We start from the raw sequence: 11385 nt of genomic DNA, 5'->3' as shown, positions 1-11385 counted from the left end.
TCAAGGCCGGGCGGAGCCCAGCAGTTCCTGCACCAGCGACGGCGCTTCGTAGACCGTGCGCAGTGCCTCGACGATGGCCCCCGCATGCACCGACACCGCGCGGTTTCGGCTGCCGTCGTAGCTGAAGCTGCCGCCCAGCGAGTGGATGTTGCCGTCGAAGATCAGGCCCACCACGCGCCCTTCGCGGTCGACCATGGGGCTGCCGCTGTTGCCGCCGATGATGTCGTGCGTGGTCACGAAGTTGAAGCGCTGCGCCGGGTTCAGCTTCTCGCGCGCCGCCAGCCACGGCGCCGGCAGCGCAAAGGGCGCCGCGCCGGTGTGGCGGCGGAAGGCGCCGGCGAAGTCGGTGTAGGGCGCCACGGGCTGGCCCTTCTCTGTCCAGCCGGCCACCTCGCCGTAGCTCAGGCGCAGCGAGAAGGTGGCGTCGGGGTAGGCGTTGCGCCCGCTCTGTGCAAACTGCGCCTGCGCAATGCGCGTGGCGGCGCGGCGTTCGACCGCCTGCACCTCCGACTCGAAACGCTTGCGCAGTGCACGCGCATCGGCATCGATGGCGCGCACCAGGCGGATGAAGCTGTCGGCGCTGGCGTCGATGGCGGCCTGCCCGCCAGCCCACAGGCGCAGCCGTTCGGCCGGGTCGGCCAGCCGGCTGCCGGCCACCAGCTCGGCGGCCACCTGCTCCGGCGTGCGCTGCCCCAGCACCTGGCGCACCAGCGCGTGGTCGGCGCCCAGTTGCGAACGCATGCGCGTCAGTGACCAGGCCAGCCGTGCCTGCTCGAAAGCCGGGTACACCGGCGCGGCCGCCCGCAGGCGCTGCTCGATCTGCGGCAGGTTGGTCTCGTTGAACTCGCGCAGGCGCTCGGCATTGGGCTTGCTCCGTTCGGCGGCACCGCGCACCAGCGTGCGCGCGTAGCCGAAGTGCGCGGCCAGGAAGCCCCGGCCCTCTTCCAGCAGTTGCATCTCGGCGTCCAGGTCGCGCTTGATGCGCTGCGCCGCCTCGATCTCGGCCCAGGGGTCGCCGGTTCGCGCCGCCAGTTCGGGCTGGCTGGCCACGAAGGCTTTCAGCGCCGCCTCGGCGCTGCGCTTGGCGTCCATCACGGCCGGGTCGTTCAGCGCCAGCAACTGCCCGCGCTGCACCTTCAGGCCGTTCTCGATGCCCTGCAGCGCGCCCTGCGCCAGGCGCTGCGCCTCGGCGTCGCCACGTGCGTACTGCAGCATCACGCCGCGGATCTCGCTGTTGCGCGGGATGACCTCGGTGCCCAGGTTCTCGCGCAGGAATTCCAGCTGCGCCACCGTCAACAGGCGCTGGGTGTTGCCAGGGTGGCCCGTCACGTACAGGGGCTCGCCCGGTTGCGGGCCTTCGGCGCGGAAGGGGAAGTGGTGCTGCACGGGTGCCGGCTTGCCGCCTTCGTAGACACGCAGGAAGGCCGCGTCCAGGCACCAGCGCGGGAAGTTGAAGTTGTCGGGGTCACCGCCGAACGCCGCCACCGCGGCCTCGGGCGCCCACACCAGACGAACATCTGAATAACGCCGGTACTTGTAGAGCTGGTGCTGGCCGCCCCGGTACAGCGTGACCATGTCGCAGCGCGTGTTCTCCACGTCGCTGCCGCGGCACTCGCGCGTGAGCCGCGCACGGGCCGCGTCTTCGGCCGCCTGGTAGGCCGCGCCCTGCTTGCCGGCCGTGGCCGCGCGCACCTGCTCGGTGACGTCGGTGATGGCCTCCAGCCGGTTGATCTCGAAATCGGGGCAGCGGATCTCCTGCTCGCGTTCGCGCGCAAGAAAACCGGTGGCCATGCGGTCGAGCGTGGGGCTGCTGAGCTGCTGCAGGCAGCGCGTGATGCAGTGGTGGTTGGTCATCACCAACCCGGAGGACGACACGAAACTCGCCGAGCACCCGCCGGCCAGCCTGGCGGCGGCCCGCATGGCGCGGTCGACCCAGGCCGCGTCGGGCGCGTGGCCCTGGCTGGCCTGCATCTGCGCACGCGGCAGGTTGTCCAGCGTCCACATGCCCTCGGCAGACCACGAGGCCGCCCCCATCACCCCGCCCGCGCAAAGCACCGCCACACGCAGCACGGCAGCCCGCCATCGATCCACCGACCTCGCCATCGAAGACAACTCCTCAAGTGCCAGCCCTGCGCCGGCCAGGCCCGATGATGCCCTGCCGCCGCAAGAGCGTCACAGCGTGTAAAACCGCGTGGTGCCCGCCAGGGCCGCAGACGGAAGCCGCCATGCCGCCCCCTCCTGCCCCAGCCACCGCCCCGACGCACGCCGCACGCCCCCTGCCCCACCTGGCCTTGCTGGCCGCGGCGGCCGTGGCGGGCACGCTGCTGATCGGCCACCTGCTGTGGCAGGCGAGGGTGGAGGCCATCGAAGGCGCGCAGACCTCGGCCCTGAACTACGCCCGCACGATGCAGGTGCGGCTGGACGCCACCTTCCGCCGCGCCGATGCGGTGGTGCAGGCCGTGGCGCGGAGCACGCCGCTGCAGGCCCTGGAACCTGGCGCCGAGGCGATGTTCGGCCCGCGCGTCAACGGCGAACTGGCCGCGCTGTCGCGCGCCTTCGAGGAACTGATCGCCCTGCGCATCGTCGACGCCCGGGGCGACAACCGCTACGCCTCCACGCCCGGGGCGACGGCGCGCGTGAACTATGCCGACCGCGACTTCTTCAAGCGCCTGCAGGCCGACCCGAACAACGCGCTCGTCTTCTCCGAAGTCGTGACGGGCCGGCTCAGCGGGCGGCCGACGATGGTCGTCGCCTACCCCATCCGCGAACCCGACGGCCAGCTGGCCGGGGCCGTGCTCGCGCCCATCGACCTCAGCTTCTTCCAGCGCCAGTTCCAGCAGCTCGACATCGGCCAGCAAGGCGCGGTCTTCCTGCGCCGCACCGACCGCAACGGTGCCATGGTGCTTCGCTGGCCGCACATCGAAGCCGAGGTCAACAGCCCGATGCCGGCCCAGCATGTGATCTGGCAGGCGATGGCCGCCGGCAAGGCCGAGGCCATCAGCCAGTACCGCGCCTTCACTGACGGCGTGGAGCGCATGTCGGGGACGGTGCGCGTTCAGGGCTATCCCTTCTTCCTCACGGTGGCGATGAGCCGGCAGGAGGTGCTGGCCGGATGGCGCCGTCTGGCCTGGGCCACGGGCAGCATCTGGCTGGCGCTGCTAGCGGCGATGTCGCTGCTGGTGTGGCGCGTGCAGCAGGCCGAGCGCCAGCGGCTTTCGCTCGAGCAGCAACTGCTCGAATCGCGCCGCATCGAATCGCTGGGCACGCTGGCCGGCGGCATCGCACACGACTTCAACAACATCCTGGCGGCCATCATCGGCAACGTGGCGCTGGCCCGGCGCGAGCTGGAGGGCACGCATCCGGCGGTGGGCAGCCTGGAGCAGGTGCGCACGGCCGCGGCGCGGGGGCGCACGCTGGTGCAGCAGATCCTGGCCATCGGCCGCCGCCAGCCCCAGGCGCTGGCCCAGCAGCCCTTGCTGCCGCTGCTGGAGGAAACCGCCGCCTTGCTGCGCCCCACGCTGCCGGCCAGCGTGCAGATGCATGTGCAGCCCGACCTGGCACCCGTGCACGCCGCCGTGGATGCCGCGCGGCTGCAACAGGTGCTGATGAACCTGTGCACCAACGCCAGCCACGCGATGCAGGGCCGCAGCGGCTGCATCGAGATCGGCCTGAGCGCGCGCGCCGCGCCCCTGCACACGCTGCGGCCCGACAGTCCGCTGGCCGGGCAGCCCTGCGCGCACCTGTGGGTGCGCGACGAAGGCACGGGCATGGACGCAGCCACGCAGGCCCGCATCTTCGAGCCCTTCTTCACCACCAAGCCCAGCGGCGAGGGCACGGGCCTGGGCCTGCCTGTCGTGCAGGGCATCGTGGCCGCGCACGGCGGCGAGATCGCGATCGACAGCAGCCCCGGCCAAGGCACCACGGTGCACGTTTACCTGCCCCTGGCCGCACCCCCAGCCCCCGCGAGGGACGGCGCCCCGGACACCGCCGCGCCCACGCCGGCCGCGCCGGCGCCCCCGCCCCTGCCCGCCGGCGCAGCAGGCCTGCGCGTGCTGTACATCGACGACGACCCGGTGGTGGCCTTGATGGTCGAGCGTCTGCTCGCCCAGGCCGGCTACCGCGCCGAGGTGCTGGGCAGCGGCACGCAGGCCCTGCAACGGCTGCGCAGCGAGCCCGGGGCCTTCGACATCGTCATCACCGACTACAACATGCCCGGCCTGTCGGGTCTGGACGTGGCGCACGAGCTGGCAGACCTGTGCCCCGGCACGCCGGTCTACATCAGCTCGGGCTACATCACCGAAGAGCTGCTCGGCAAGGCGCTGGCCGCCGGCGTGCGCGGCGTGCTGCAGAAGCAGAACACGCTGGAAGACCTGCTGCCGATGTTGCAGGGCCGCGCCACGGCGCAGCCGGCTGGGCGACCTTAGACTGCGCCCCGGCGCGACACCGGCCGCCCCACCGCGCGCAGACGCGGGCCGCCATGCGCTTGTTCAGCAACCAGGGAGTTCACGCTTGAATCACCGTTCCACACCGCCGCTGCGCAGGCCCGCGCTCGCCACTCAACTGGCCGCCTGGGGCCTGGCCACCATGGCCTGCACGGCCCCGGTCTGCGCCCAGGCTTTCGAGGTGCCCGCCGCCCGCAGCGGCCCGCGCAACCTCTTCGACATCGGCCTGTGGCAGGCCACGCAAGACCACCGCGTGCAGGCCGGCCTGCGCAACAGCACCTTCAGCGGCGGCTTGGGCGAAGCCTTCAGCCTGGAAAGCGACTTCGGCCTGCGCCGCAAGAGCGACATCACGACGCTCGGCTACACCCGCCTCATCGGCCTGGCCTGGCACCTCAGCGTCGACCGACTGGAGAACGAGCGCCGCGCAACCACCGCGACACAACGCAACCTGCTCATCTTCGGCCAGACCGTGCCCGCCGGCACCGTCGTGAGCCCCACGCAGCGCTTCTCGTACACCAGCGTGGCTGGCGGCCTGGCGCTGCTGCAGCGCGGTGACACCGAGTTCGGCGTGCGCTTCGGCGGGGGTTCGGTGCGCGACCGCGTGCGCTACCAGTTGCCCAGCGCCAGCTACCAGTCGAACCTGCTGAACGCCGACCTGCTGCCGCTGCTGGGCCTGTTCTTCAGCGCACGGCCTGCCGCGACGCTGCATGTCGATGCCCGCGTGGACCACCTGCGCGAGCGCAGTTCCCGCAGCACGCACTTGCGCGCGGGGCTGCGATGGCAGCCCAGCCCCTATATCGGCGTGGAGGCCGCCTACTGGCGCCTGAGCGGCACGTCCACGCCCGACGATGACATCTTCGGCGGCAACGAAGAGGGCCGCTACCAACTCTCGGGGCCGCGCGTGGCAGTGCGCCTGGCCTTCTGAGGCTTACAGCGCCGGGGCCGCTTCATCCCGGCGCGAGAAAACCGCGCTCGCGCAGCACGGCTTCGATGGCGGCCGAGTTCTCGGCCAGCACGTCGGGGTCGTACTTGATGGGGCTGGTGTAGTACTGCGCCAGCGAGGTGATGCCGTGCTGCTGCCACGCGGTCACCATCTCGGGACCCACGGCCAGGTAGCGCTCGCGGCCGCGCTGCTCGCGCTGCGCGAAGTGGGTGTCGATGTCCTGCGGCGTGGGCCGGTGGTAGCGCTCTTCGTGGATCCAGGCCTGCGGCGGCAGACGGTCGCGCTGCGCCGGGGCTTCGTCGGGCCAGCCCACCACCAGGCTGGTGACGGGCAGGCAGTGCGGCGGCAGTTCCAGGAAGTCGGCGATGGTGCGCATCGAGCTCATGGTGGTGCCCATGTAGCAGATGCCCAGGCCGTGGCTCTCCAGCGCCAGCGACGTGGTCTGCGCCAGGATCATCGCGTCGAAAGCCGCCACGTGCCAGCTGTGGAAATCGGCAAAGCCCGGCCGGGCCTGGCGCTGCGCCAGCCACTGCCGCGTGCGGTGGGTGTCGGCGCAGAAGGTCAGCACCAGCGGCGCCTGCCGCACCATGGGCTGGCCGGCGTGCAGCGTGCACAGGTGGGCACGGCGCGCGGCATCGAAGCTCTTCACCACCGAGACCATGTTCAGGTTGCCGCTGGACGAACTGCCGGCCCAGGCCTCGGTGAGCACGCGGTCGATGAAGGCGCTGTCCACGGGGTCGGGCTTGTACTGGCGGATCGAGCGGTGCGCCTGCATCAGGCGGGCGAAGGCCTGGGCGGTCGGGCCGGCCTCGGGGGCGGCAGGCGGGGGGGCGGCGGCGTCGGTCAAGGGCGGGCTCGGGCGGTCGGATGAACCCGCATCATGCCAAGGCCGGGGCGGGGGCCGGCCGGCCGCACGACAATCGGCCGCGCATCCTGCGCACGACTGCACCACCCCCACCACCGTGAACCCCGACTTCTGGCCCGCCTGCGGCTACACGCTGCTGCAACGCAACCCCCAGGGCTGGCTGCAGCCCACCCCGGCCTGGCTCGGCGCCTGGCTGGCCCGGCCCGAACTGGCGCTGGTGCCCGAAAGCTGCCGCGCCGAGACCCGCCTGCACCAGGCGCTGGCCGCCGACCCGCTGCGGCCCGTGCCCGCGGCCGAACTGGCCGCACTGAAGGACGCCGACGCGCGCGAGAACTACGGCCACTTCCTGGCCCTGCGCGACGCGCTGCTGCAGGCTGGCACGCTGGAGGCCTGGCTGCTGGGCCTGTGGCGCAGCGGCAGCATCCGTGTGCCGCCGATCTTCATCGACGTGGTGGTGCAGGCCGTGGTGCGCGGCCTGCTGGAAGGCGGTGATGACGCCTTCGAGGCGCGCGCGGCCGAGATGTTCTTCCGCACCCAGCGGCTGAGCGTGCAAGACGGCCGCCAGCTCGCCGGCGACAAGGAAACGCTGGACCTGCAGCGCGAGACCCACGGCTTCGGCGACCTCGGCCGCCTGCTGGCCCAGGCCGCGCAACCGCTGAAGGCGGCGCAACTGCAGGTGCTGCAGGCCGGCGCCGAACACGACAACCGGGCCGCCTACTGGGCCGAAGCCGCCAAGCCGGCCGGGCGGCACATCTTCCTGCTCGACCTCACGCACGAGATCAAGCAGGAGCTCGGCCACGGCCTGGCCTTCCACCTCACGAACGCGCACTCGGGCCTGAAGGCGCTGAGCGCGATGCTGGCGCGCTGGGTGCGGCACTTCCTGGGCGTGGCGGTGCGCATCACGCCGCTGCAGAAGATCGACGACGCGCAATGGCGCTGGCACCTCGGCCTGGACGCCGAGGCCAGCCGGCTGATGGACGACCTGTACGAAGGCCGCGAGGTCGCGCCCGAGCGCCTGGCGCGGCTGGTCAGCCTGTTCCGCCTGGACTTCGAACACCCGCGCGACATGCACCCCGACGTGGCCGGCAAGCCCGTCTACCTGGGCCTGATGGCCACGGCCGAGCAGACCTTGCGCCTGAAGCCGCAGAACCTGCTGCTGAACCTGCCGCTGGCGCCGGCAGGCGCCTGACGCCCTGGCCTGAAGGAGGGGCGGCAAGGCACCGCGCGGCCCGGGGCCACAGCGGCCCGGTTTGGTGCCACGGCGGGAGGCCGGAACAATCACGCGCCATGCCAGCGCCACCCTTGCCGCCCCACCCTGCCTGGCGCCCGCGCCATGCCTTCTGCGCGGGCCTGTTGGCCGCCGGGCCCTGGGCCGCGGCGCTGGCGCAGAGCACCGAAGAGACCGAAGTGGAGCGCGCCGCGCCGCGCGCCTGGGATGCGGCCATCGGCTTCGTCGTCAACCACGGCCCTCGCTACCCGGGCTCGGCCCAGCGCGACACCAGCCTCGCGCCGGGGCTGGCGGTGCGCTGGGGGCGCTTCAGCCTGGCCAGCCGCAGTGCGTTTTCGGTTCGCGGCGCCGAAGCCGCCGGCGGTGGCGGCCTGCGCGTGGAACTGGCCCAGGGTGAACGCCTGCGCAGCAGCCTGGGCCTGCGGCTGGACAGCGGCCGGCGTGAATCGGAGAGCGAAGAACTGCGCGGCCTGGGCGACGTGCGCCGCACGCTGCGCCTGCGGCTGAGCGTCACCTACCGGCTCGACGACGGCTGGCGCCTGCGCAGCGTCACCACCACCGACGCCCTGGGCCGCGGCGGCGGCACGCAGGGTGAGTTCCAGCTCGGCCGCGACCTGCCGCTCACCCCCGCGCTGGCTGTGAACGGCACGCTCTCGCTGGGCTGGGCCGACCGGCGGCACCTGCAGAGCTACTTCGGCATCACGCCCGAACAGGCGGCGCGCAGCGGCTACCCGGTCACGCCGATGTCGGCCGGGCTGCGCGATCTCACGCTGGGCGCCGGCTGGCGCTACGCACTCGCGCCGCGCTGGGCGCTCTTCGGCGGTGCCAGCGCCACACGGCTGATCGACGAAGCCGCCAGCAGCCCGCTGGTGCGTGAACGCGATGGCTGGAACGTCAATGCCGGGCTCGTGCACCGGTTCTGATGCACGACATGGCACCTTCGCAAGCGCCCTCTTCAGCCGGCCTGCCGCTGTGGCCGCTGGCCTTGGCCGCCGGGCTGGTGCCGGCGGTGGCGGCGCTGCTGGCTTTCGCGCTGTCGGTGCAGCTGCAGCTGGTGCCGGGCTGCAACCCCTTCATCGACGGCTGCACCTCCATCAGCCGCGCTGCGCGCCACGACCTGCCCAACCACCTGTTCCGCGCGCTGATGCTGCCGGCGGCCACGCTGCAGGGCCTGGTGTGGCTGCTGGCCGCACACTGGCTGGCCGGCGAACTGGGCGCGCGGCGCGCGCTGCGAACGATGGCCGCGCTGGGCGTGGTGGCGGCGGCTGCGCTGGTGCTCTACGCCACCTTCCTGGGCACCGAAGGCGCGCTCTACCGGCTGCTGCGCCAGTACGGCACGGTGGTGTACTTCGGCTTCACCTGCCTGTGCATGCTGCTGCTGGGCCAGGGCGTGCAGGCGCTGGCGCGGCAGCGGCCCGCTCTGCTGCCGCACTGGCTGGTGCGCACGCACGTGGCCCTGGCCTGCACGCTGGTGGCGCTGGGGGTGGTGAACGCCATCGTTGCGGCGCTGCTCTCGGCCGAGGCCAAGGCGCGCACCGAGAACGTCACCGAGTGGTGGGGCGCGCTGATCTTCGTGCTGTGCTTCTGCGCACTGGCGCTGATGTGGGCGCGCGCCGGCGTGCGTCTGCGGCTGCAGGGGCCGCGCGCCTAGAATGCGGCCCGCGGCGCTCGAACGGCGCCGCGCCCGTCATCGGGGAGTAGCCGCCCTGCCACCACCGGCAGGGGCCCGCGTCAACACACTTGGTCCTCACGACCATGGCGCGGGCAGCGTCCAGCCTGGCAAGACCTTTGACTGCACGCCTTCCGGTCGGGCCGGGGTGGCGGTGCAGTCCATCGTCTTCTGCCGGCCCCGGGATCCCATCGCATGGAAGCCTTCCTCGTCTCCACCGGTGTCGTCGCCCTCGGCGAAATGGGCGACAAGACCCAACTGCTGGCCATGCTGCTGGCGGCGCGCTTCCGCAAGCCCTGGCCCATCATCGCGGGCATCTTCGTGGCCACCATCGCCAACCATGCCGCAGCCGGTGCGGTGGGCGGCTGGGTGGCACAGGCCCTGGGCCCTGACGTGCTGCGCTGGGTCATCGGCCTGGGTTTCCTGGCCATGGCGGCCTGGATGCTCATCCCCGACAAGATCGACGGCGACGAGGTGCTCAAGCAGCCCGCACGCTGGGGCGTCTTCGGCACCACCTTCATCGCGTTCTTCCTGGCCGAGATGGGCGACAAGACGCAGATCGCCACCGTGGCCCTGGCCGCGCGCTACCCCGACCTGCTGGCCGTGGTGCTGGGCACCACGCTGGGCATGATGATCAGCAACGTGCCGGCGGTCTTTCTCGGTGATGCCATCGCCAGGCGCGTGAAGATGGCGCTGGTGCACGGCATCGCCGCGCTGATCTTCGCGGTGCTGGGCGTGCTGACGCTGTTCAACGTCGGCCGGTTCTTCTGATCGGCGAAGCAGGCCCGCTGATACACTGCGCGCCGTCAGGAGAGAGCCCCCCGGCATCACGCTGTGCGGGGCCGCCGAAGGCGCAGAGGCGACGAGAGTCGCCTCGAACGCTCAGGCAAAAGGACTGACTTCCTCACCTCACTGGAGAGAGGCCGCCAGGTCACACAGGCGGCCCACCGAAGGGGCAAGGCCCAGGGGTCGCGACGCGATGCCCTGGCGCTGAATCTCTCAGGTAAAGCGGACAGCGAGGGCCCGGCACATCTTCCATGGCTTCCCATGGCGGTGTTTGCATCGACGCCCTCGAAAGGTTCCCCGTGTCCGCTGACATCCCCCTGCTCCAGACCCCCCTGCACGCCCTGCACCAACGCCTGGGCGCACGTATGGTGCCCTTCGCGGGCTACGCCATGCCGGTGCAGTACCCCGCCGGCCTGATGGCCGAGCACAAGCAGTGCCGCGAATCGGCCGCGCTCTTCGACGTCTCGCACATGGGCCAGGTGCGCCTGGTGGGCGCTGATGCATCGGCCGCGCTGGAGACGCTGGTGCCGGTGGACATCGTCGACCTCGGCGTGGGCCGCCAGCGCTACGCCTTCTTCACCAACGCCAGCGGCGGCCTGCTCGACGACCTGATGGTGGTGCGGCCCGACGAGGCCGCCCGCGCCGCCTTCGGCGACCTCTTCCTGGTGGTGAACGCCGGCTGCAAGGATGCCGACGTGAAGCACCTGCAAACGCACATCGGCCACCGCTGCAGCGTGGTGCCCATGCCTGAGCGTGCGCTGCTGGCGCTGCAGGGCCCGAAGGCCGTGGACGCGCTGGCGCGCCTGAACCCGGCCGTGGCCGGCCTGGTCTTCATGAGCGGCGGCGTGTTCGAACTGGCCGGCACGGCCTGCTTCGTCACGCGCTCGGGCTACACCGGCGAAGACGGTTTCGAGATCAGCGTGCCCGCCGAGCAGGCCGTCACCCTGGCCGAAGCGCTGCTGGCCCAGCCCGAGGTGGCGCCCGCCGGCCTGGGCGCGCGCGACACGCTGCGCCTGGAAGCCGGCCTGTGCCTCTACGGCCACGACATCACCGAGACCACCAGCCCCGTGGAAGCCGGCCTCACCTGGGCCATCCAGAAGGTTCGCCGCCCTGGCGGTGCACGCGCCGGCGGTTACCCGGGTGCGAACGTCATCGAAAGCCACCTGGCCGGCGCCGCGCCCAGCAAACGCGTGGGCCTGGTCGGCCTGGAGCGCGCCCCGGTGCGCGAAGGCGCACCCATCGTCGACGCCCACGGCCACAGGCTCGGCGTGGTGACCAGCGGCACCCTGGGCCCCACGGTGAACCAGCCCATCGCGATGGCCTACCTGCCGCTGAACCACACCGCGGCCGGCGCCGAGGTGTATGCCGAAGTGCGTGGCAAGAAGCTGCCGATGCGCATCGCGCCGATGCCCTTTGCCCCCCACCGCTACAAGCGCTGAACCTCCCTCTCTC

General features: G+C 72.1%; 9 protein-coding genes and 2 riboswitches. Of the genes, 7 read left to right on the top strand and 2 right to left on the bottom strand.

What is annotated here, in order from left to right:
• Positions 1 to 2091: a S46 family peptidase gene (locus EOE66_RS14115; RefSeq protein WP_245479041.1), complete on the bottom strand. Its 2091-nt coding sequence runs from the start codon at positions 2089 to 2091 to the stop codon at positions 1 to 3.
• A gap of 134 nt (positions 2092 to 2225) precedes the next feature.
• Between EOE66_RS14115 and EOE66_RS14110 the strand changes: the two genes are divergently transcribed.
• Together EOE66_RS14110 and EOE66_RS14105 are read left to right on the top strand one after the other, a co-directional pair.
• On the top strand, positions 2226 to 4424 hold the full coding sequence (locus EOE66_RS14110) for an ATP-binding protein (protein WP_164885108.1): 2199 nt from the start codon (positions 2226 to 2228) through the stop codon (positions 4422 to 4424).
• A gap of 85 nt (positions 4425 to 4509) precedes the next feature.
• A complete protein-coding gene (locus EOE66_RS14105; protein ID WP_128229371.1) occupies positions 4510 to 5367 on the top strand; it encodes a hypothetical protein in 858 nt (285 codons plus the stop codon).
• 22 nt (positions 5368 to 5389) lie between these two features.
• Here the strand turns inward: EOE66_RS14105 and EOE66_RS14100 are convergent, their stop codons facing one another.
• A complete protein-coding gene (locus tag EOE66_RS14100; RefSeq protein WP_128229370.1) occupies positions 5390 to 6232 on the bottom strand; it encodes a nitroreductase family protein in 843 nt (280 codons plus the stop codon).
• A 115-nt stretch (positions 6233 to 6347) separates the two neighbouring features.
• Between EOE66_RS14100 and EOE66_RS14095 the strand changes: the two genes are divergently transcribed.
• The 5 genes from EOE66_RS14095 to gcvT all read left to right on the top strand — a co-directional run bounded on the left by EOE66_RS14095 (position 6348) and on the right by gcvT (position 11372).
• A complete protein-coding gene (locus tag EOE66_RS14095) occupies positions 6348 to 7439 on the top strand; it encodes a DUF6352 family protein (protein WP_128229369.1) in 1092 nt (363 codons plus the stop codon).
• Positions 7440 to 7537: 98 nt separating this feature from the next.
• The gene (locus EOE66_RS14090; protein ID WP_128229368.1) at positions 7538 to 8401 is read left to right on the top strand and encodes a MipA/OmpV family protein; all 864 of its coding nucleotides are present in this window, start codon (positions 7538 to 7540) and stop codon (positions 8399 to 8401) included.
• A gap of 8 nt (positions 8402 to 8409) precedes the next feature.
• Entirely contained in the window at positions 8410 to 9129 is a 720-nt protein-coding gene (locus tag EOE66_RS14085) for a hypothetical protein (RefSeq protein WP_128229367.1), read from the top strand.
• A 29-nt stretch (positions 9130 to 9158) separates the two neighbouring features.
• A riboswitch (yybP-ykoY riboswitch) is annotated at positions 9159 to 9334 on the top strand.
• 8 nt (positions 9335 to 9342) lie between these two features.
• Positions 9343 to 9918, top strand: coding sequence for a TMEM165/GDT1 family protein (locus EOE66_RS14080; RefSeq protein ID WP_128229366.1), 576 nt, complete (start codon positions 9343 to 9345; stop codon positions 9916 to 9918).
• Between the two features lie 131 nt (positions 9919 to 10049).
• A riboswitch (glycine riboswitch) is annotated at positions 10050 to 10173 on the top strand.
• Positions 10174 to 10232: 59 nt separating this feature from the next.
• Positions 10233 to 11372 (top strand): glycine cleavage system aminomethyltransferase GcvT, encoded by a 1140-nt coding sequence (gene gcvT, locus EOE66_RS14075; protein WP_128229365.1) that lies wholly within the window; start codon positions 10233 to 10235, stop codon positions 11370 to 11372.
• Positions 11373 to 11385 lie beyond the last annotated feature (13 nt).

The organism is Rubrivivax rivuli (assembly GCF_004016505.1).
Taxonomy (GTDB): Bacteria; Pseudomonadota; Gammaproteobacteria; order Burkholderiales; family Burkholderiaceae_C; genus Rubrivivax; species Rubrivivax rivuli.
Note: the sequence above shows the minus strand (reverse complement) of the source record. Positions and strands in the feature narration are given on the sequence as shown.

Bases quoted from the DNA above. Each gene is read 5' to 3' on its own strand.
- EOE66_RS14110 (WP_164885108.1), top strand. From the start codon at position 2,226: ATGCCGCCCCCTCCTGCCCCAGCCACCGCCCCGACGCACGCCGCACGC.
- EOE66_RS14090 (WP_128229368.1), top strand. From the start codon at position 7,538: ATGCCAGCGCCACCCTTGCCGCCCCACCCTGCCTGGCGCCCGCGCCAT.
- EOE66_RS14085 (WP_128229367.1), top strand. From the start codon at position 8,410: ATGGCACCTTCGCAAGCGCCCTCTTCAGCCGGCCTGCCGCTGTGGCCG.
- EOE66_RS14080 (WP_128229366.1), top strand. From the start codon at position 9,343: ATGGAAGCCTTCCTCGTCTCCACCGGTGTCGTCGCCCTCGGCGAAATG.